At 62.0% G+C, this 21,702-nt stretch carries 14 protein-coding genes; 6 read left to right on the top strand and 8 right to left on the bottom strand.

The genetic code is table 11. The annotated features are described in order from the left end of the window. Positions 1-118: 118 nt before the first annotated feature. The 5 genes from accC to Q1V60_RS00720 all read right to left on the bottom strand — a co-directional run bounded on the left by accC (position 119) and on the right by Q1V60_RS00720 (position 6,436). Positions 119-1,480 carry an acetyl-CoA carboxylase biotin carboxylase subunit gene (gene accC, locus Q1V60_RS00740; protein ID WP_300626762.1) on the bottom strand — a complete coding sequence of 454 codons (1,362 nt, stop codon included), beginning with the start codon at positions 1,478-1,480 and terminating at the stop codon, positions 119-121. A gap of 17 nt (positions 1,481-1,497) precedes the next feature. Further along, a complete protein-coding gene (gene accB, locus Q1V60_RS00735; protein WP_057724122.1) occupies positions 1,498-1,956 on the bottom strand; it encodes an acetyl-CoA carboxylase biotin carboxyl carrier protein in 459 nt (152 codons plus the stop codon). A 24-nt stretch (positions 1,957-1,980) separates the two neighbouring features. Further along, positions 1,981-2,436, bottom strand: coding sequence for a type II 3-dehydroquinate dehydratase (gene aroQ / locus Q1V60_RS00730; RefSeq protein ID WP_065951442.1), 456 nt, complete (start codon positions 2,434-2,436; stop codon positions 1,981-1,983). 314 nt (positions 2,437-2,750) lie between these two features. Continuing rightward, a complete protein-coding gene (locus tag Q1V60_RS00725) occupies positions 2,751-4,712 on the bottom strand; it encodes a methyl-accepting chemotaxis protein (RefSeq protein ID WP_300626761.1) in 1,962 nt (653 codons plus the stop codon). A gap of 53 nt (positions 4,713-4,765) precedes the next feature. Then, entirely contained in the window at positions 4,766-6,436 is a 1,671-nt protein-coding gene (locus Q1V60_RS00720; RefSeq protein WP_300626760.1) for a PleD family two-component system response regulator, read from the bottom strand. A 296-nt stretch (positions 6,437-6,732) separates the two neighbouring features. On the opposite strand from Q1V60_RS00720, the gene Q1V60_RS00715 reads away from it, so the two are divergent. The 4 genes from Q1V60_RS00715 to speA all read left to right on the top strand — a co-directional run bounded on the left by Q1V60_RS00715 (position 6,733) and on the right by speA (position 10,949). After that, the gene (locus Q1V60_RS00715) at positions 6,733-7,800 is read left to right on the top strand and encodes a DUF2333 family protein (RefSeq protein WP_300626759.1); all 1,068 of its coding nucleotides are present in this window, start codon (positions 6,733-6,735) and stop codon (positions 7,798-7,800) included. Between the two features lie 2 nt (positions 7,801-7,802). Continuing rightward, positions 7,803-8,339: an NUDIX hydrolase gene (locus Q1V60_RS00710; RefSeq protein ID WP_300626758.1), complete on the top strand. Its 537-nt coding sequence runs from the start codon at positions 7,803-7,805 to the stop codon at positions 8,337-8,339. A gap of 182 nt (positions 8,340-8,521) precedes the next feature. Beyond that, a complete protein-coding gene (locus tag Q1V60_RS00705; RefSeq protein ID WP_300626757.1) occupies positions 8,522-8,893 on the top strand; it encodes a translation initiation factor Sui1 in 372 nt (123 codons plus the stop codon). Positions 8,894-9,035: 142 nt separating this feature from the next. Beyond that, complete coding sequence (speA, locus tag Q1V60_RS00700; protein WP_065883466.1) at positions 9,036-10,949, top strand: arginine decarboxylase; 1,914 nt, start codon at positions 9,036-9,038, stop codon at positions 10,947-10,949. 295 nt (positions 10,950-11,244) lie between these two features. Here speA and Q1V60_RS00695 read toward each other — a convergent pair whose 3' ends face one another. Then, positions 11,245-11,622: a hypothetical protein gene (locus tag Q1V60_RS00695; RefSeq protein ID WP_300626756.1), complete on the bottom strand. Its 378-nt coding sequence runs from the start codon at positions 11,620-11,622 to the stop codon at positions 11,245-11,247. 107 nt (positions 11,623-11,729) lie between these two features. Continuing rightward, positions 11,730-13,079 (bottom strand): MATE family efflux transporter, encoded by a 1,350-nt coding sequence (locus Q1V60_RS00690; RefSeq protein ID WP_300626755.1) that lies wholly within the window; start codon positions 13,077-13,079, stop codon positions 11,730-11,732. A gap of 210 nt (positions 13,080-13,289) precedes the next feature. Between Q1V60_RS00690 and Q1V60_RS00685 the strand changes: the two genes are divergently transcribed. Further along, complete coding sequence (locus Q1V60_RS00685) at positions 13,290-18,188, top strand: alpha-2-macroglobulin (protein ID WP_300626754.1); 4,899 nt, start codon at positions 13,290-13,292, stop codon at positions 18,186-18,188. 75 nt (positions 18,189-18,263) lie between these two features. Here Q1V60_RS00685 and Q1V60_RS00680 read toward each other — a convergent pair whose 3' ends face one another. Continuing rightward, complete coding sequence (locus tag Q1V60_RS00680) at positions 18,264-18,557, bottom strand: hypothetical protein (RefSeq protein ID WP_300626753.1); 294 nt, start codon at positions 18,555-18,557, stop codon at positions 18,264-18,266. A 90-nt stretch (positions 18,558-18,647) separates the two neighbouring features. Between Q1V60_RS00680 and pbpC the strand changes: the two genes are divergently transcribed. Then, a complete protein-coding gene (gene pbpC, locus Q1V60_RS00675) occupies positions 18,648-20,978 on the top strand; it encodes a peptidoglycan glycosyltransferase PbpC (protein ID WP_300626752.1) in 2,331 nt (776 codons plus the stop codon). The last annotated feature ends 724 nt before the right edge of the window (positions 20,979-21,702 follow it).

Raw genomic sequence — 21,702 nt, 5'->3', positions numbered from 1 at the left:
GTGATGAATATATTGACTGACGCACCGCATTCGCGAGCAAGCCCGCTCCCCGGTTGAACTGTGTACATCCATAAACAACAAAACCGCCCGAAGGCGGTTTTGCAGGTGGAGCACGAACTTACTGGTTGGCCAGCTTGTGTTCCAGGTAGTGAATGTTCACACCACCTTCGCAGAAGCCTTCATCACGAACCAGGTCCCGATGCAGCGGGATGTTGGTCTTGATGCCGTCGACCACGATTTCGTCCAGGGCGTTGCGCATACGGGCCATGGCCTCGTCGCGGGTCGCGCCCCAGGTGATCAGCTTGCCGATCAACGAGTCGTAGTTGGACGGAACCTTGTAACCGCTGTACAGGTGCGAATCGACGCGAACGCCATTACCGCCCGGCGCATGGAAATGCTTGACCAGGCCTGGACTCGGCATAAAGGTTTGCGGGTCTTCGGCGTTGATCCGGCACTCCAGGGAGTGGCCGTGGATCTTCACGTCGTCCTGGGTGAAGGACAGCACGTTACCGGCGGCGATGCTGAGCATCTCCTTGACGATGTCGATACCGGTGACCATCTCCGACACCGGGTGCTCTACCTGCACGCGAGTGTTCATCTCGATGAAGTAGAAGCGGCCGTTCTCGTAGAGGAACTCGAAGGTGCCGGCGCCACGGTAGTTGATGTCGATGCAGGCCTTGACGCAGCGTGCCAGGACTTCCTGGCGGGCTTTCTCGTCCAGGCCCGGTGCCGGTGCTTCTTCCAGTACTTTCTGGTGACGACGTTGCAGCGAGCAATCGCGGTCACCCAGGTGAATGGCGTGGCCCTGGCCGTCGGACAGTACTTGCACTTCCACGTGACGTGGGTTGGTCAGGTACTTCTCCAGGTAGACCATCGGGTTGCCAAACCAGGCGCCCGCTTCGGAGCGAGTCTGCTTGGCGGCTTCGATCAGGTCTTCTTCCTTGTGCACCACGCGCATGCCGCGACCACCACCGCCACCGGCGGCCTTGATGATCACCGGGTAACCGACTTCGCGGCCAATGCGCAGCGCGGTTTCCTCGTCTTCAGGCAGCGGGCCGTCGGAGCCGGGAACGGTTGGCACGCCGGCCGCGATCATGGCGTCCTTGGCCGATACCTTGTCGCCCATCAGGCGAATGGTGTCGGCTTTCGGGCCGATGAAGGCAAATCCGGATTTTTCCACCTGTTCGGCGAAATCGGCGTTTTCCGCGAGGAAGCCGTAGCCTGGGTGAATACCATCGGCGCCGGTCACTTCGGCCGCGGCGATGATGTTCGAGACTTTAAGGTAGGAGTTCGCGGCCAGTGGCGGGCCAATGCAGATGCTTTCGTCCGCCAGTTTCACGTGCATCAATTCGGTATCGGCCGTCGAGTAAACAGCGACGGTCTTGATGCCCTCTTCCTTACAGGCGCGCAGGATACGCAGCGCGATCTCGCCGCGGTTGGCGATCAGGACTTTTTGCAGTTTCTTCGCAGGTTTCAACATCGAAGGCGCTCCGCGGTTCAAACGATGGTGAACAGCGGCTGGTCGTACTCAACCGGCTGACCGTTTTCTACCAGGATGGATTCGATGACGCCGGCTTTTTCAGCCGTGATGTGGTTCATCATCTTCATCGCTTCAACGATGCAGATGGTGTCGCCCACTTTCACGGTCTTGCCTACTTCAACGAAGGCTGGCGAGGTCGGTGCCGGGGTGCGGTAGAACGTACCGACCATTGGCGACTTGACCACGAAACCGTTCAGCGCAGGGGCTGCCGGCGCCGCGGGTGCGGCAGCTGGAGCGGCGGCAGGTGCGGCAGCGGCTGGAGCCGGTGCTTGCATCTGTGGCGCGTAGAACTGTTGGGCCGGGGTCTTGCTGTGACGGCTGATCCGTACGGACTCTTCGCCTTCCTTGATTTCCAGCTCGTCGATACCGGATTCTTCCAGCAGTTCGATCAGTTTCTTAACTTTACGGATATCCATGAATCATCAACTCCCAAGGGTCGGTCAGGGGCGTTTAGCCTGTTCTTCAACGTGTTCCAGGGCGGCCTCCAGGGCCAGTCGGTAACCGCTGGCGCCAAGGCCGCAGATCACTCCTACCGCTACGTCCGAGAAGTAAGAGTGATGGCGGAAAGCTTCGCGTTTGTGCACGTTCGATAAATGCACTTCGATGAATGGGATGCTCACCGCCAGCAGCGCGTCACGTAATGCAACACTTGTGTGCGTGAAAGCGGCGGGATTGATCAGAATAAAGTCCACGCCTTCGCCGCGCGCGGCATGGATGCGATCAATCAATTCATACTCGGCATTGCTTTGCAGGTAGAGCAAATGGTGGCCGGCAACACGGGCCCTCTGTTCCAGATCAAGGTTGATCTGATCCAGGGTCACTGCCCCGTAGACGCCCGGTTCACGGGTGCCGAGCAGATTCAGGTTGGGTCCGTGAAGAACCAGTAAGGTCGCCATCGGCTGTTCCTTGTTATTGGTGGGGTACGGCAGAACCCGGCGACTATGCCGCAAAGCCTTTGTGACTGTCCAGTTCTATGCAGTAGGCGGCACGATTAGCGAGGATTGCGCAAAATTTATGACTGTGGTCCAGGTTCTGGTCATTGGTAACACTGTCGTGAAATCCATGACGCTCCACTGTGGGAGCGGGCCTGTTCGCGAATGCGGTGGGTCAGTGATGAATGTGCCAACTGATGAACCGCATTCGCGAGCAAGCCCGCTGCCACATTTTGATCTCCATATGGTTTTGGATATTCATGAGCGAGGGGGTCGGGTCAGACGCGAAAGGCCTGCACCGCCGTATTGAGCTGCCCACCCAGCACCAGCAGGTGTTCGCCCTGGCGCCGGCCCTGGCCGATACGCAGCAAATTGTCCTCACCCAACTGGTGTATCCGCTCGCTGTTATCGCGAATCTCGCTCACCGCGCCGCTCTGCTGGGCAGTCACATCGGCGATGCGCACCGCCGTGTCGGAAATGGTCTGGATCGCCCCGACGATTTCATCCAGCGCGCCGTCCGCGGCCTGGGCTTGCTCGGCGGTGGCTTCGGCGTGTTCGACCTGCGCACGCATGCCTTGCACCGATTGGTGGGCGGCGGTTTGCAGGCCGGCGATCAGGCCCTGGATTTGGGCGGTGGCGCCGGCGGTGCGTTGGGCCAGGGAGCGCACTTCATCGGCGACCACGGCAAAACCACGTCCGGCTTCACCGGCGCGGGCAGCCTCGATAGCCGCGTTGAGCGCCAGCAGGTTGGTCTGGTCGGCGATCGAGCGGATCACTGTGAGTACGCCGCCGATGGTGGCGGATTCTTCGGCCAGTTTCTCGATCATCTGCGCGTTTTGCTGCACTTCACCCACCAGCGCATGCAGCCCGGCCAGGCTCAGGCCGATCACCCGCTGGCCTTGTTCCACGGCTACGCCTGCGCTGCGGCTGGCACCCGCGGCCTGGCTGGCATCGCCCGCCACTTGCTGGATGGTTGCTTCCAGTTCGCCCAGGGAGTCACGGATCTGCGCGGTATCTCCGGCCTGGCGTTCGGCGCCGTCGTGCAGGCCGCTGCTCAGTTCGGCGAGGGCGCGGCTGCTGCCGGCGACTTCCTCGGCATTGCCGCGAATCGTGCCGACAAGGTCCACCAGATAAGCGCGCAGGCGGTTAAGCGAGGCTTCAATATCGTGCAGTTCGCGGTTGGTCCTGCCCAGGGCGATCGGCTGGCTGAAGTTGCCTTCGGCCCAGGTGGACAGCGCCGGGGCGAGGTTGGTCAATACCCGCGCCAGGCGGCGCTGCAGGGTATCGATCAACAGGGCGATCAGCAGGATCAGGCCGATCATCAGCCCTTGTATCAGGCGCACTTCGCCCTGGATTCTGGCGTGTTGGGCGCGCACCACCGGCTCCAGGCCGGCGATGGCTTGTCGCACGTCGGTGATCTTGATGTGAGTGGCGGCGGCGAGGCCGGTGCGCTGTTGAATCTGATCGCGGGTGCGCTTGAGTTCGGCGGGGTAGCGGGTCAACAGGCTGTTGAGTTCTCGCTTGAGGTCAACGCCGGTGTCCTGGGCTTCGGTTTTTTCACTGTTCTCCAGGCCCATCAAGGCGGAAAAATCGTCGGTGTTGGATTCGGCGCTGGCCTTGACGCCCAGTAATGGCAACTGCGCCAACAGGTCGGCCTGGCTACGGATGTTGGCGATTTCGCGCTCGACATCATCGGCCAGCTCGGCGCGCCCGCTGCTGACCAGTTTGTCGCGGGCCAGGGACAGCTTGCCCAAGTGTTGCGAGGCGGCCAGCAGCGGTGGCAGATAGCGCGCCGCTTCCGGGGAATTGACCGCGCCGGCGTACTGGCTCAATTGCTCCAGATTCGCCCCCAGTTCGCGTTCGGCTTGCAGTAACAGCGCTTGTGGGTCGCCGGCCAGTTTGCCGGCGGCGAGCAGGTCGGTTTTGCTGAAGGTGTCCAGGTCCGCGAGGCTGGGGCGCAGGTTCTGCGCAAGTTCCGGCGGCAGCAGGTCGAGCTGCTGCAACAGGTTTTGCAGGCTCTGGTCGGCGCTGCTCAAGCGCAGGGCATCGCCGCTGGCCAGGTAGTCGTCGATATTGCGTGCGGTCTGGTTCTCAAAGGCCTGGGACAGTCCGAGATAGCGTTCCATCAGCAGGTACGGCCGCTCCAGCGCCCGTTGCGACCACCACAGCGTCGCCCCCAATGCCAGGCAAACGGCAACCAGAAGAAGGGTATTGAGATTGGTCAGCAACTTCAGGCGCATGCGTGGTTTCAACCGACAGCAAAAGATAAGGGCCTGAAGTTATTGCGTTTCCATTACAGCGTTATGACCGACTTAGTGAATTCTGGTGAAAAGATGGCACTTTGCTTTGATGTGCGCGCAGCCTGCACGCGGTTACGCCCGGCATGCTTGGCCCGGTACAGCGCCTCGTCTGCCAGAGCGGCCATCGTCAAGCTGTCGGAGGCGTCGCACAACTCCACCAGCCCGGCGCTGAAGGTGCACCATAAATCATGAGGCTGGGCCGGGTAGTGAATTTCCGCGAAGCGCCCACGAATATCGTCCAGTACTTTGCAGGCCGATTCGAGGTCGGTGTCGGGCATCACGATGGCGAATTCTTCACCGCCATAACGGCCGATGTAGTCGGTCTTGCGCAAACGCTGCTTGAGGAACAGCGCCAGGCTTTTGATGACCCGGTCGCCCATGGGGTGACCGTGGCTGTCATTGACCCGCTTGAAGTGGTCGATATCGAGCATGGCAAAGCTCAGCGGCTTGTTCTCGCGACGGGCGCGGAAGCTGCAGTCTTCGAGCAATTGCAGAATATGCGTGTGGTTGTACAGCCCGGTCAGGCTGTCGCGCACCATGCGCGCCTTCAAATTGCGCGCACGCGCCGCGCGGTTGCGCACGGTGGTGATCAGATGGCGCGGCTTGATCGGCTTGGTAAGGAAGTCGTCACCGCCTTCGCTCATCGCATCGAGCTGTTTGTCCAGGTCGTCTTCGGCCGACAGGTAGATGATCGGCACGCTGACATAGCGGTCGTTGTGGCGAATCACCTTGGCCAGTTCGGTGCCCGTACAGGCTGGCATATACATGTCGAGGATGATCAGGTCGGGCTGGAAGTCCGCCAACTCGGCCATGGCCTGGATCGGCTCGATCAATGTGCGGGTGACGATGCCGGCACCGTTGAGCAGGCGCTCGGTGTGCAACGCCTGGGCGCGGGAGTCGTCAATGATCAGCACTTTATACGGCTCATATTGAGCGACGCAGGTGAGCACTTCGATTTTTTCCAGCAGGCTTGAGGCTTCCAGCGTGCCGGTCAGGAATTCTTCGCCACCGGCGCGCACGGCGGCGAGGCGGGTCGGGGTGTCGGTTTCATGCAGGCTGAAAAACAGCAGCGGCAGCTTTTGCTCCAGGCCTTGCTGGGCTTCGGCGGCCAGCTTGAGCCCCATTCCGGCGCCGCAAAAGTCCACGTCCATCACGATAGCCGACGGCAGGTGCTCGGCCATGGAGGCGCGAAAGGCCGCGACGCTGCCCAGGGATTGGGCGCTCATGCCAAAGAATTCCAACTGCTTGGCCAGGCGCTCGGCGCGGTCGTGGTCGGCCAGCATCACGTAGATGGGCTTGCGCATCGGCGGCAGCAGGGTTTGCTCAAGCTGGTCGCCCTGACGCAGCCCGGTGCGCGACAAGCGCTGCATCAAGCGATTGAGCTCGCTGATCAAATGGCTGCTGAGGCGGCCACGGTTCTCGTCCACGGCCTTGAGGGACTCGCCTATGCGATGGGCCAGTCGGCTATGTTCGGGCTGTTCAAAACGCTCGGCAAAGCGCAGCAGGCGCAAGTTGGCTTCGTTGAGCTCGGAGAAATCGGCGTTCGACCATTCGCTTCGCTGCAGACGCTGCCAGATCTCAAGAATTTGACGTGCCTGATGAATGACCCGCTGGGCAAAATGCTGCTTGAGACGCTCGCGGCTGGGTTCTTCTGACTCGGTCATATCCTGACTACTGTGAAGGTGCATGCTGAGGTCGACTAGTGGCCCTATGCTAGCACTCTCTTTAATGTTGCATGAGTGTCATACGTCAATTAAGTACGCCGCGGCGCTATTCATTTTTTGACTGCGTGGTCGCGCTGTTTAAAAAGCGTGCATCCTTTATAGTCCAAACTTCGGTATGCGCCAATTTGGTTTAAAAGCCCGCACCGATGGGCACGATGGGGTAGGGTTGTGGTCGGAGTGTTTGACCGCACCCGGACAATTTGTGCATGAACTCAAGTGATTGAAAGGATATCGCCATGCTGGACTGGAAAAACCGCCAAAGCAGTGCCAAAGGCCCCGCCCCCGAGCCCAAGTCGGCCAACCGCAGCTACCTTCGCAACCTGCTGATGAGCCGCGCCCTGCTCAGCGTGGTGTGCTTGTACTTGCTGGTCACCGGTGGCCTGGGTTGGTATTGGAGCCAGGAGCCGGCGCTGTTTCCGGTCCAGCAAAACGCCCAGCTTGCCGCCGAGAAGGAAGGCAAGCAGATGGTGATCGGCTACACCACCGTCGAGACCTTGAAAACCGTGGTCGGCACCTTGCTGAACAAGCCCGGTGGCTACATTTCCAACGACCGTTTCCCGCCAGGCCTGTGGATGGACAACATGCCGAGCTGGGAGTACGGCGTGCTGGTGCAGGTGCGTGACCTGAGCCGCGCCCTGCGCAAAGACTTCGCCCGTTCCCAGTCGCAGTCGGCTGAAGACGGTGACCTGGCCAAGGCCGAGCCGCGTTTCAACTTCGACAACAAGAGCTGGGTGCTGCCGTCCAGTGAGTCGGAATACCAGGAAGGCATCAATTCCCTGAGCCGCTACGAAGCGCGCCTGTCCGACCCGAACCAGAAAGGCGCGCTGTTCTATGCCCGCGCCGACAACCTGAACAACTGGCTGGGCGATGTCGCCACCCGTCTGGGTTCGCTGTCGCAACGCCTGTCGGCGAGCGTGGGCCGGGTCAAGCTGAACACCGCACTGAAAACCGAAGCGCTGGCGCCGGGTGAAGTGCCGCAGGTCGATGAAGAAGTGGTGGAAACCCCATGGATGCAGATCGACAACGTGTTCTATGAGGCCCGGGGCCAGGCATGGGCCTTGTCCCACCTGCTGCGCGCCATCGAAGTCGACTTTGCCGACGTGCTGGCCAAGAAAAACGCCACCGTCAGCGTGCGCCAGATCATTCGTGAGCTGGAAGCCTCGCAGGAACCGGTCTGGAGCCCGATGATTCTCAATGGCAGCGGCTTCGGTGTACTGGCGAACCATTCGCTGGTGATGGCCAACTACATTTCCCGAGCCAACGCTGCAGTGATCGATTTGCGTCAGCTGCTCAACCAGGGTTGATGATGGACGCTACTCAAAAGGAGGCCGCCCACCGGGTGGCCTCCGATGCTGAACTGATCTGCTGGGTCGACGAGCAAGACAACCTGCTCGGCCACCTGGTCAGGTCCGACCTTCGCCAGCGCGGCCTGATCGGCCGTTGCACCTTTATTTTCCTGTTCAATTCCAAGGGTGAGCTTTGCGTGCATCGGCGCACCCTGAGCAAAGCCCTGTATCCGGGGTTCTGGGACACGGCGGCCGGGGGCATGGTGGGCGCAGGCGAAAGTTATGCCGTGTCGGCAGCCCGTGAATTGCAGGAAGAACTGGGCGTGGGCGGGGTGGAGTTGACCGAGCACGACCATTTCTACTTTGAGGATGGGAACAGCCGGCTCTGGTGCAAATCCTACTCGGCGGTGTGGGACGGCCCTCTGTGTCTGCAGCCTGAAGAGGTCATGGAAGCACGCTTCATGCCCCTCGAAACGGTGCTGGGAGAGGCCGGGCAAAAGCCCTATTGCCCGGACGCCCAGGAAGGCTTGCGGCGCTATCTCGCCTTGCGTCGCTAAAGTTGCATAAATTGGCGCCATTTGGCTCTTAGCAACGGGGCTTTTTGCCGTTACACTGCGCGCCTTTTCACCCGAACCACATTAGCGGTTCGGTAGCGCTGCCCCTGCCTGAGTGGGGCTTCGCGGTCGGTCACCGCCCTTTGCGGCGCCGATCAGTCTTCATCCTCCCAAGAGGATTGCCGGTGGCCAAAAAAGCCGCATCCTTCGCCGCCCTTGGTGGCCTGGTATTTTCCACCGATGCAGGTCGACACTGCCCGGACTGTCGTCAGCCCGTGGACTCGTGCACCTGCAAACAAACCCTGATCCCTGAAGGCGACGGCATTGCCCGCGTGCGGCGCGAAAGCAAGGACCGTGGCGGCAAAACGGTGACCACCATCACCGGCGTGCCGCTGGCTGAAGAGGCGCTCAAGGAACTTGCCACCACGCTGAAAAAGCGTTGCGGCACCGGTGGCGCGTTGAAAGACGGGGTTATCGAAATCCAGGGCGATCATGTCGAACTGCTGTTGGCCGAGCTGATCAAGCTCGGTTACAAGGCCAAGAAGTCCGGCGGCTGAAAGCCTCTTCCCAACCTGTGTCTAAACTCTGTCCTGCGAGCGAGGTCTACCTCCCTAACAGGCAAATCGTCATTTTCATTCTTTAGACTGCGCCAGCCTCCGCGCGAGGTGGCGCCTTCGCCTTCATTTATAGGGGACTTCGATGTCCGTACGACGCACACGCAAAGACGATGGCAGCCAATGGACAGTTGCGGACAGCCGCAGTGTTTACGGGATTCGCCATTGGGGGGCCGGTTATTTCGCGATCAATGAAGCCGGTCGCGTAGAAGTCCGTCCGAACGGTCCGAACAGCACGCCTGTCGATCTGTATGAACAAGTCGACGAGCTGCGCAAAAGCGGCCTGTCGTTGCCACTGCTGGTGCGCTTCCCCGATATCCTGCAAGACCGTGTACGCCAGCTCACCGGCGCGTTCGATTCGAACATCGAACGCCTGGAATATCAGAGCCAATACACCGCGCTGTACCCGATCAAGGTGAACCAGCAGGAAGCGGTGATCGAGAACATCATCGCCACCCAGAACGTCTCCATCGGCCTGGAAGCCGGCTCCAAGCCTGAGCTGCTGGCCGTGTTGGCCCTGGCGCCGAAGGGCGGCACCATCGTCTGCAACGGTTACAAGGACCGTGAGTTCATCCGCCTGGCGCTGATGGGCCAGAAGCTCGGCCACAACGTATTTATCGTGATCGAGAAAGAATCCGAAGTTGAGCTGGTGATCGAAGAGGCTGCCAGCCTCAAGGTCAAGCCGCAGGTTGGTTTGCGTGTGCGCCTGTCGTCGCTGGCGTCGAGCAAGTGGGCGGACACCGGCGGCGAGAAGTCCAAGTTCGGGTTGTCGGCGGCGCAACTGCTGTCGGTGGTCGAGCGTTTCCGCGCGGCGGGCCTGGACCAGGGCATCCGCTTGCTGCACTTCCACATGGGCTCGCAGATCGCCAACTTGGCCGACTACCAGCACGGGTTCAAGGAAGCCATTCGTTACTACGGCGAACTGCGCAACCTCGGCCTGCCGGTGGACCACATCGACGTAGGCGGTGGCCTGGGCGTGGATTACGACGGTACCCACTCACGTAACGCCAGCTCCATCAACTACGACATGGACGACTACGCCGGCGTGGTGGTGGGCATGCTCAAGGAATTCTGCGACGCGCAGAGCCTGCCGCACCCGCACATCTTCTCCGAAAGCGGCCGTTCCCTGACCGCTCACCACGCCATGCTGGTGGTGCAGGTGACCGACGTCGAGAAGCACAACGACGAAATCCCGACCATCGAAAACAAGGAAAGCCTGCCGGAAACCGTGCAATGGCTGGTGGACCTGCTAGGCCCGACCGATATCGAGATGGTCACCGAAACCTACTGGCGCGCCACTCACTACATGAGCGACGTGGCCACTCAGTACGCCGACGGTAAACTGACCCTGGCCGAGAAAGCCCTGGCCGAACAGTGCTACTTCGCTGTGTGCCGTCGCCTGCACAACTCGCTCAAAGCCCGCCAGCGCTCGCACCGCCAGGTGCTGGACGAGCTCAACGACAAGTTGGCCGACAAATACATCTGCAACTTCTCGGTGTTCCAGAGCCTGCCGGACACCTGGGCCATCGGCCAGGTACTGCCGATCCTGCCGCTGCATCGCCTCGACGAAGAGCCGCTGCGCCGCGCGGTGCTGCAAGACCTGACCTGCGACTCCGACGGCAAGATCAAGCAATACGTCGACGAGCAGAGCATCGAAACCAGCCTGCCGGTGCATGCCTTGAACGAGGGCGAAGACTACCTGCTGGGTATTTTCCTGGTGGGTGCTTACCAGGAAATTCTGGGCGACATGCACAACCTGTTCGGTGACACCGACTCGGTGAACATCTATCAGCGTGAAGACGGTTCGGTGTACAGCGCCGGTATCGAGACCCACGACACCATCGAAGACATGCTGCGCTATGTGCACTTGTCCCCGGAGGAGTTGATGACCCATTACCGCGACAAGTGCGCCAGCGCGAAGATCTCCGCGTCGGAACGCACCCAGTTCCTGGACGCGCTGCGCCTGGGCCTGACCCGTTCTTCGTACCTGTCCTCGTAAGTGAAGTAGCCCGGCTCCAATGTGCGAGCCGGGCTTGCCCTAATGCCAGTCAGTTAAGGAGGAGCGCTTTACCGTGGCGTGGGGGCGTGGTCCCCCTGGGCTGCGCCGCACTGCCATTTTATGGGGTGGCGTGGCGGCCCAGCGGGAGCAAGCTCCCTCGCCACAGGCCGACGGTTGCCTGCTCTAGCGCTTAACTGACTGGCATTGGGGCTTGCCCGCCAATGCGGTACATCAGTCAATCCTGTGTTCACTGATCCACCGCTTTCGCGAGCAAGCCTCACACATGGATCTTGGTTTACTTGTTCTGGATACCTTGGACGATCAGGCAATACTGGGTTTGGCACTTGGTGTTGGTACCCACCAGCGAGGCGGATCTCAGCGCGTCATTTGGTGACACTGCAGAGACCGTCACGGGGTTGCGATTGTCCAGCCGTACGCGGCCGTTGGGTTCCAGCACCAGCTTCTTGCCTTGTTGTGTCGCGTACACCTGAAAATCGCTTTGATTCCATACCTCCACCATCGTCGTCGAGGCCAGGTCTGTCGTGATTGGTGGGGCCTGAACAGGGTTCACGTCGACCCGGCCGCTCGGATCACTCACGGTGTCTGCGATTGCCACTTGGATGAAAGCCCCCACCGTCCAGGCAATGAGGCAGAGTTGCCCATTTTTACTCATGTTTGATCATCCTTAATTGAGTGAGCGTATGGCCTCAAGCGTACTCCCCCTCATGGCCGATCTTCGTTCATTCCACTCCAACGGCGGAGGTTTGTAACCTGTGAAAACTAACAGGTGGAATGGCCGAGCCATTGATTCCTTTTATTCAAGCGCCAGGCAATCGCCCACAGCGTCAGACTGCGCACCGCCATAAATATCAGAAAGGTTATCCACAGCCCGTGGTTGCCCAACCCCTGCAACGCCCACGCAACCGGCAGCACCAACAGCACCGTCAGCAACATCCCATTGCGCATTTCCCGCGCCCGCGTTGCACCGATAAACAGCCCATCGAGCAAATAACTCCACACTGCAATCAACGGCAATACCGCAAGGTAGGGCAGGTAGAGGTCGGCGGTGTCGCGCACGCTTGGGATATCGGTCTGCATGGCGATGAACAAATGCCCGCCGAAGGTGAACAGCAACGCGAAGCCCAGGCTTGCGATCAATGACCAGCCACAGGCAACCACCAACGAACGCCTTAACGCCGGTTGATCGCGCGCGCCGATGGCGTGGCCGCACAGGGCTTCGACCGCATGGGCCAGGCCGTCCAGTGCATGAGCGGTCAGCAGCAGGCCATTGAGCAACAGCGCGTTGGCCGCCACGGTCGCATCCCCCAGGCGCGCGCCTTGTACCGTGATCATGAAAAACACCGACTGCAACGCCAGGCTGCGGATAAAGATGTCGCGGTTCACCGCCAGCAACGGGCGCCAGCTTTGCCATTGTTTCAGCGCGGCCCAGGCGATATGCCCAGGGTAGGCGCGCAGGGCCGGTTGCGTCAGGGCCAGGCCGAGCAGGGCGCCGGTCCACTCGGCAATCACCGAGGCGCGGGCCGAACCGACCACGCCCCAATCCAGCCCGAGGACGAACCACAGGTTCAGCGCGATATTGACCAGGTTGGTGGTCAGCAGAATCGCCAACGGCGCGCGGGCGTTTTGGGTGCCGAGGAACCAGCCGACCAGTGCGTAACTGGCCAGTGCGGCGGGTAAGCCAAACAGGCGTGTATGGAAGAATTCGCGGGTCAGTTGGTTCAGCTCGGCGGAGGGCTGCATCCACTCCAGCGCCAGGTGGCTGAGCGGAATGCCCACCGTGCCGAGCAGCATCGCCAGCCCCAGCGCCAGCAGCAGGCCTTGCAGCAGGATCTGGCGCAATGCCGCGCCGTCATTGCGCCCGGCGGCCTGGGCGGCAAAGCCGGTGGAGCCCATGCGCAGGAAACCCATGGCCCAGGCGAGGAAGGTATACAGGCTGGCGCCGACGGCCACCGCACCCAGTTGGTGGGCGTGGGGCAGGTGGCCGATGACCATGCTGTCGACCAGCGCCACCAGCGGCACGGAGATATTCGACAGGATCATCGGCGCGGCCAGGGCCCAGACACGGCGATGGGTGGGGCGGTGGCGCCAGTCGGCGAGCAGGGCGGTCATGAAGGCTCCTTGGTGGAGCGGCATTGTAACCGTCCCTTGGCAACACAGCAGGCCCACATGCCGGTCTGCGATGTGTGTGAGATTTGGCTGCAGCTTGATTCCGCTCAGAACCAACCCACCCTCCGTCGGTCAATGTGATCGGCGCCACAGCGGCTTGGCCGGCGCTGATATATAGTTCACCCCCCGGTTTCCTCTGACTATGAGTGCCCCATGTTTAACAAAGGATTGTTCCTGGCCTGCGCGCTGGCCCTGCTGAGCGCCTGCGATTCTTCCGATAAACCGTCCGCGCCGGCTGCTCCAGCGGCAAGCGTGGCGCCCAAACCCGCCAAGGCGGCGGTGGATGTGGCGGCGTTGAAGCAGCGTTACGCCGGGCGCGAGTTGAGCGTGGTGGACGTGTCCGAGGTGCAGTTGGATGGGGCCAGCACGCTGTCGGTGAGTTTCTCCATTCCGTTGGACCCCGATCAGAAGTTCGCCGACAAAGTCCATTTGGTGGACAGCAAGTCGGGCAAGGTCGATGGCGCCTGGGAGCTCTCGGACAACCTCATGGAATTGCGCCTGCGCCACCTGGAGCCGCAGCGCAAGTTGGTGCTGACCGTCGACGCCGGGGTCAAGGCGGTCAACGGCAACACGCTCGCCGCCGAGTACATCGCCCGTCTGGAAACCCGTGACCTGCAAGCCACCGTCGGCTTCGCCAGCCGCGGCACGCTATTGCCGACGCGCCTGGCCGAAGGTTTGCCGGTGATCGCGCTGAACGTCGACAAGATCGACGTCGAATTCTTCCGCATCAAGGCCGAGTCCCTGCCGTCGTTCCTGGCGCAGTGGGGGCGCAATACCAGCCTGCAAAGTTACGAGTCCCGCGAATTGCTGCCGATGGCCGATCTGGTCTATGGCGGGCGTTTTGACTTGAACCCGGCGCGCAACACCCGCGAAACCCTGTTGCTGCCGATCGCCGGCCTCAAGCAATTGCAGGAGCCCGGTGTTTACCTCGCAGTGATGCGCGCCTCCGGCACTTACAATTACTCGCAACCTGCCACCTTGTTCACCCTGAGTGATATCGGCCTGTCGGTGCACCGCTACGCCAATCGCCTGGATGTATTTACCCAGGCGCTGGAAGGCGGCAAGGCGTTGAATGGCGTCGAACTGGAAATCCTTGATGCCGAAGGCCGTGTGCTCGGCCAGGGCAAGACCGAGGACGGTGGCCACGCCGAGTTGCCGCTGCCGAAAAAAGCCCAGGTGTTGCTGGCCAAGCAGGGTGAACAAACCAGCCTGCTGCGCCTGGACAGTGCCGCGCTGGATCTGGCCGAGTTCGATATCGGTGGCCAGCCGTCCCATCCGCTGCAGTTTTTTGTATTCGGCCCGCGTGACCTGTATCGCCCCGGCGAAACGGTGCTGCTCAATGCCCTGTTGCGCGACAAGGACGGCAATGCCGTCAAGCCACAACCGGTGAGCGTCGAAGTGCGCCGCCCCGATGAGCAGGTCAGCCGCAAATTCGTGTGGGACGCCGACGCCTCCGGCCTCTATCAATACTCGCTGCAACTGGCCGGCGAAGCGCCGACCGGGCGTTGGCAGTTGGTGTTCGACCTGGGCGATGGCAAGCCGCAGCTGTATGAGTTCCTCGTCGAAGACTTCCTGCCCGAGCGCCTGGCACTGGAGCTCAAGGGCAGCGACACCGCGCTGAGCCCGGCGGATAACCCGGTCATTCAGGTCAACGGCCGTTATCTGTACGGCGCGCCGGCCTCGGGCAATCGGGTCAGCGGGCAGGTCTATGTGCGCCCGCTGCGCGAGGCGGTCAAAGCGTTGCCGGGCTACCAGTTCGGCTCGGTCACCGAAGAAGAGCTGAGCCAGGATTTCGAACTGGACGAAAGCACGCTGGACGCCAAGGGCCAGGAAGAACTGACCCTGGAAAGCAAATGGGCCGAGGCCAAGTCGCCGCTGCAACTGATCGTGCAAGCCAGCCTGCAAGAGTCGGGCGGGCGGCCGATCACCCGGCGTCTGGTGCAACCGATCTGGCCGGCCGAGCAATTGCCGGGCTTGCGCGGGCTGTTTGACGGTACTGAAACCAATGGCGACGGCCCGGCGGAATTCGAAGTGCTGGTGGCCAACCAGGACGGGCAGAAACTCGCAGCGCAGAACCTCAAGGTGCGTCTGGTGCGTGAGCGCCGTGACTACTATTGGAACTACTCCGACAATGATGGCTGGAGCTATCACTACAACGAAAAATTCCTCAACCTCGACGAGCAAACCCTCGACATCAAGGCCGGAGACACCGCCAAGGTCAGCTTCCAGGTGGAATGGGGCCCTTATCGCGTCGAGGTCGAAGACCCACAGACCGGCTTGATCAGCAGCCTGCGCTTCTGGGCCGGCTACCAGGCCCAGGACAACACCGAAGGCGGCGCCGTGCGTCCCGATCAGGTCAAGCTGGCGCTGGATAAACCCGCCTATGGCGATGGCGACACCGCCAACGTTACCGTCACGCCGCCGGCGGCCGGTAAAGGCTACCTGTTGGTAGAGTCCGCCGAGGGGCCGCTGTGGTGGCAGGAAATCGACGTGCCGGCCGAAGGCAAGAGCTTTGCCGTGAAGCTCGACCCGAAATGGTCGCGGCATGATCTGTACGTGAGCGCGCTGGTGATCCGTCCTGGCGAGCGCAAAGCCAACATTACCCCCAAACGTGCGGTGGGCCTGCTGCACCTGCCGTTGGACCGTACCCAGCGCAAGCTTGGACTCACGCTGACGGCGCCGGAAAAAATGCGCCCCAAACAGCCGCTGACGGTGAAGATCGCCGCCAAAAATGCCGACGGCAGTGTGCCCAAGCAGGTGCATGTGCTGGTGGCCGCGGTAGACGTGGGCATCCTCAATATCACCGAATACCCGACCCCCGATCCGTACTCCAGCCTGTTCGGCCGCAAGGCCTATGGCGTGGACCAGTTCGACATCTACGGCCAGTTGATCGAAGCCGGGCAGGGCCGTCTGGCCAGCCTGGCGTTCGGTGGCGATGCGGCATTGGCCAAGGGCGGCAAGCGCCCGGACACCAGCGTGACCATCGTCGCCCTGCAAAGCGCGCCGGTCACGCTGAACGAGCAGGGCGAGGGCGAAGTCAGCGTCAATATTCCTGACTTCAACGGCGAACTGCGTCTGATGGCCCAGGCCTGGAGCGATGATCGCTATGGCATGGCCGAAGCCAAGACGGTCATCGCCGCGCCGCTGATCGCCGAGCTGTCGGCGCCGCGCTTCCTGGCGGGCGGTGACCAGACCACCCTGGCGCTGGACCTGTCCAACTTGTCCGGCAAGGCGCAGAAACTCGACGTGCAACTGACCGCCGAAGGGCAGCTTGAGCTGGCCGCGAACGGCACGCAAACCGTTGAACTCAAACAAGGCCAGCGCACCACGTTGCGCATCCCCGTAAAAGCCTGGGGCGGCCTGGGGCAGGGCAAAGTCAGAGTGACGGTCAATGGCCTGGACCTGCCAGGTGAAAACCTGCCGCCGTTCAGCCGTGAATGGACCCTGGGCGTGCGCCCTGCTTACCCGGCCTTGCTCAAGCATTACCGCGCCGTGCTCAAGGACCAGCCGTGGAGCTTGCCGTCGGGCACGCTGGATCAGTTCGACAGGTCGGGGCGCGAGGCGTTGTTGAGCCTGTCCAGCCGGCCGCCGTTGAACCTCGGCGCGCAGATCAGCGCACTCAGGGCTTACCCCTACGGCTGCCTGGAGCAAACCGCCAGCGGTTTGTACCCATCGCTCTATGCCGATGACGCCTTGCTTAAACGCCTGAGCATCAAGGGCGAGCCGGATGCCGAACGTAAACGCAAGATCGAGCTGGGCATCGAGCGCCTGCTGGGCATGCAGCGCTACAACGGCAGCTTTGGTTTGTGGGGCGCGGACGGCGAGGAAGAATATTGGCTGACCGCCTACGTCACCGATTTCCTGCTGCGCGCCCGTGAACAGGGGTTTGCGGTACCGGCCGAGGCACTGAAGAAGGCCAGTGAACGTCTGCTGCGCTATGTGCAGGAGCGCAACCTGATCGAAGTCGACTACAGCGACAACGCCGAACACACCCGTTTCGCCGTGCAGGCCTACGCCGGCATGGTGCTGGCGCGCAGTCAGCAGGCGCCGCTGGGGGCGTTGCGCAGTATTTTCGAACGGCGCAGCGATGCGCGTTCCGGCTTGCCATTGGTGCAGTTGTCCATCGCCCTGCAGAAAATGGGCGACCAGCCGCGTGCGGACCAGGCGCTGCTCGCCGGCCTGGCGGCGCAGCGCAGCGCCAAGGAATGGTTGGCCGACTATGGCAGCCCGTTGCGCGATCAGGCGATGATCCTGGCGTTGCTGGAAGAAAATGACCTGGCCAAGGGCAAGCGCGAGGAACGTTTGTTTACCCTGGCTGACCAGTTGGCGGCCAGCCCGTATCTGTCGACCCAGGAGCGCAATTCGCTGTTCCTGGCCGGGCGGCTCGGGCTCGCCCAGCCAGAGGCAAGCTGGCAGGTGTCGCTCACCGGCAGTGGCGGTGTGCGTGAACTGAACAACCAGCAATCAACGCTGCAACTGGATGACAAGCTGCTGACCGGCGACTTGAGCCTGAGCAATCAGGGGGAAACGCCGGTGTACCAGCAAATGACTATTTCCGGTTATCCACAATTGCCACCGGCAGCGGGCGGCGAGAACCTGAGTATCCGTCGCGAATACCTGGGCATGAACGGCCAGCCGCTGAACCTGCACAGCCTCAACAGCGGGGACCTGGTGCTGGTGCACTTGGCGGTCAGTGCCAAGCAACGCGTGCCGGATGCCCTGGTGGTAGACCTGCTGCCCGCCGGCCTGGCACTGGAAAACCAGAACCTGGCCCAAAGCGCGGCCAGCCTGGAGAACGCCAGCAGCCAGGTGAAGGAGTGGCGCGAATCAATGCAGAACGCTTCGCTCAAGCATCAGGAGTTTCGTGATGATCGGTACGTGGCGGCGATGAACCTGGACGGCTACGGTGGCACTACGCACTTGCTGTACCTGGCGCGGGCCGTGACACCGGGCACCTACCGTGTGCCGCCGCCGCAAGTGGAGTCGATGTATCGGCCGAACTGGCAGGCGGTGGGGGAAACCCCGGCGGATATGGTGATCAAGGGTCGCTGATCGGCGACGTTGAAAAGGTGCTCTTGTGGGAGGGGCCGAGCCGCCTCCCACAAGAGATGTGCAGTGTTTGTGAAATCAGTGCACGACCCAGCTCAACAACCACAGGCCCAACATCAGCCAGATGATGCCGATAATGACTGAGGCCCGCATAAAGGCGCGTACCGCCGAGTAAAGGAAGAGCAACCCGACGATCAGGGTGATGATGCTGATGATCGAGGTGTCCATGCCCAGGGTGCGCGACAAGCCATCGATAAAGTTGCCGCCGGCGTGGGTCAATGCTCCGAACAAGCCGCTCAGACCGTCGACGATAAAGCGGATGACGGAGCCGAGCGCCTGGCCCAACCACTCGAAAAAGCTTTCTACCTGCATGTGCGTGTCCTGATAAGAAGGTGGGCGTAACTGTGCCTTTGGTCGTTGTTGCGACGGGCTAGTTCCCTACAAGCATAGAGGTTTGCCCGGTTGAATTTGCGTTTTGTTGCCCGCTGGACACTGGTGAGCCTGTTGTTGGTCGTCGCCCTGCTATGGCTGGCCGACCGTATCTGGCCCTTGCCCCTGCCCCAGGACGACCTGGCCCGGGTAGTACTGGCCGAGGATGGCACGCCATTGTGGCGCTTTGCCGATGCCAACGGCGTGTGGCGCTATCCGGTGCAAACCAGCGAGGTGTCGCCGTACTACCTGGACGCGTTGCTGACCTACGAGGACCGCTGGTTCTATCGGCACCCTGGTGTGAATCCGTTGGCGCTGGTTCGGGCGACGTGGCAGAACCTGACCGGCGCACGGGTGGTGTCCGGCGGCAGCACCTTGTCGATGCAGGTGGCGCGATTGCTCGACCCGCATTCACGCACCCTGCAGGGCAAGTTGCGTCAACTCTGGCGTACCGCGCAGCTGGAATGGCACCTGTCCAAGGATGAAATCCTCAACCTGTACCTGAACCGCGCGCCGTTCGGCGGTACGTTGCAGGGCGTGGCGGCGGCCAGTTGGGCCTATCTGGGCAAATCCCCGGCGCAATTGACCCACGCCGAAGCCGCGCTGCTCGCGGTATTGCCCCAGGCACCGAGCCGCTTGCGCCCGGACCGTCACCCGCAACGCGCCCAGCAGGCCCGGGATAAAGTGCTGCGGCGCCTCGCCGAGTTTCAGGTCTGGCCGCAATCGGCGGTGGATGAGGCCCTGGAAGAACCGCTGCTGCTCGCGCCGCGCCTGGAACCGAGCCTGGCGCCGTTGCTCGCGCGCCGCTTGAATCGCCCTGACAGCCCGCCGCTGATCCGCACCACGGTGGATGCCACGTTGCAACGCCGTCTTGAAGACCTGCTGCTGGGCTGGCGTGCGCGTTTGCCTGAGCACACGTCCGCCGCCATCCTGGTGGTCGAGGAAGAAACCATGGCCGTGCGCGCCTACCTCGGCTCGGTGGATATCAATGACGCCAAGCGCTTCGGCCATGTGGACATGATCAACGCGCTGCGCTCGCCCGGCTCCACCTTGAAACCCTTCCTCTATGGCATGGCCCTGGACGACGGCCTGATTCATTCCGAATCCTTGTTGCAGGACGTGCCGCGACGCTATGGCGATTACCGGCCCGGCAATTTCTCCATGGGCTTTACCGGCGCGGTGCCGGCGAGTACGGCGCTGTCCAGCTCGCTGAACCTGCCGGCGGTGCAATTGCTGGAAGCCTACGGGCCGAAACGCTTTGCCGCCCAGATGCGCATCGGCGGCATGCCGCTGGCATTGCCGGCGTTGGCCGAGCCGAACCTGGCGTTGATCCTGGGCGGTGCGGGCAGCCGCCTGGAAGAGTTGGTCAGCGGCTACAGTGCGTTCGCTCGCGACGGCAAGAGCGCCACCTTGCGCTTGCAGCCGGATGACGCACTGCGGGAACGGCCGTTACTGTCGCCAGGGGCGGCCTGGATCGTGCGGCGTATTCTCAGCGGCCAGGCGCGGCCCGACCGCGACCCACGGGCCGAACTGGTGCAACGCCCGGCGCTGGCCTGGAAAACCGGCACCAGCTATGGCTTTCGCGATGCCTGGGCGATTGGCGTCGGCCCGCGTTATCTGATCGGCGTGTGGATCGGCCGACCGGACGGCACGCCGGTACCGGGGCAGTTTGGCCTGGCGTCGGCGGCGCCGTTGATGTTGCAGGTGCATGACGTGCTGACCAATCGCGACAGCCAGCGCGGCATCAGCGCACCGGTCAAACCGGTGCCGGCCAATGTCGGTGTGGCGGCGATCTGTTGGCCGCTGGGCCAGCCGATGAGTCGCAGCGATCCCAACTGTCGCCGCCAGCGGTTTGCCTGGACACTGGACAACACCACGCCGCCGACCTTGCAGGCCTTGGATCAGCCGTTGAGCGTAGGGTTGATGGAAAGCCTTTGGGTCAACGCCAAGGGGTTACGGGTTGATGCCCATTGCCCTGGCGCCGAAGCGAAAAACATCGCCTTGTGGCCGGCGCCGCTGGAGCCCTGGTTGCCCAGGGTGGAGCGCCGTGAAGCCCGAATCCCGGCAGCCGACCCGGATTGCCCGCCACCGGCACTGGTCGCTTCATCGCCGTTGTCCATCGTTGGCGTGCGCGAAGGTGATCAACTGCGCTTGCCCGCCACCAGCCAACAGGCCCTGCGCCTGAAAATTTCCGCCCTGGGCGGCAGCGGGCGACGGTGGTGGTTTCTCAATGGCGCGCCGTTGGGAGACAGCGCCAATCAGGACAGCATCAATGCCAGCTTCGAGCGGTTGGGGCGCTATCAGCTCAGCGTGCTGGATGAGGCTGGGCAAACGGCCAGGCTTGAGTTCAGCGTCGTGGATTAGGGCCTCATCGGTATAGGTATCCACGCAACTGTGAGCGCGGCACTGAACTTGTGGCGAGGGAGCTTGCTCCCGTGGCGGCGGGGCAGCCTGTCGCTATCCGACTGACGCCCCGCGATCCAAATATGGGTTGCCTGCGAAGGCGGCCTGACAGCCGACCCGGATGCTGGGTTGGCCCGAGTACATATCCGTTGTTTGATAACGGCCGCTATGGGTTCCGCTTTTACAGCGGCTCACTTTTGAAAAGCGCAAAAGTAAGCAAAACGCTCTTGCCCCACCACTCGGCACCTCGCTCAGGCTCGGTGTGCCCGTAATCCGACATTGATTTGGGGGGCCGCCGCCACGCGCCATCCATGGCGCGGGGCGGCTAAACCGGCATCCCTGCCGGTTTACCCCCCAAATCAATATCGAATTCCGGCCAGCGTGGTTTAACGGGGCGCCTTGGATCAAGATCAAAAACAGAGCAAGAGCAAGAGCAAGAGCAAGAGCAGAGCAAGAGCAAGAGCAGAGCAAGAGCAACAGCAGTGAGTCAGGGCAGTAGTTGTGTAGATACCAATGCTGTGATGGTCATAGGTCTCTACACCATTCTGGGTGCGACACTGAACCTGTGGCGAGGGAGCTTGCTCCCGTGGCGGCGGGGCAGCCTGTCGCTATCCGACTGACGCCCCGCGATCCAAATATGGGTTGCCTGCGAAGGCGGCCTGACAGCCGACCCGGATGCTGGGTT

Origin of the sequence: Pseudomonas sp. (assembly GCF_030147005.1) — a bacterium.
Classification (GTDB): domain Bacteria; phylum Pseudomonadota; class Gammaproteobacteria; order Pseudomonadales; family Pseudomonadaceae; genus Aquipseudomonas.
The sequence above is the reverse complement of the archived record's forward strand: the minus strand, read 5'-3'. Positions and strand labels throughout refer to the sequence as shown.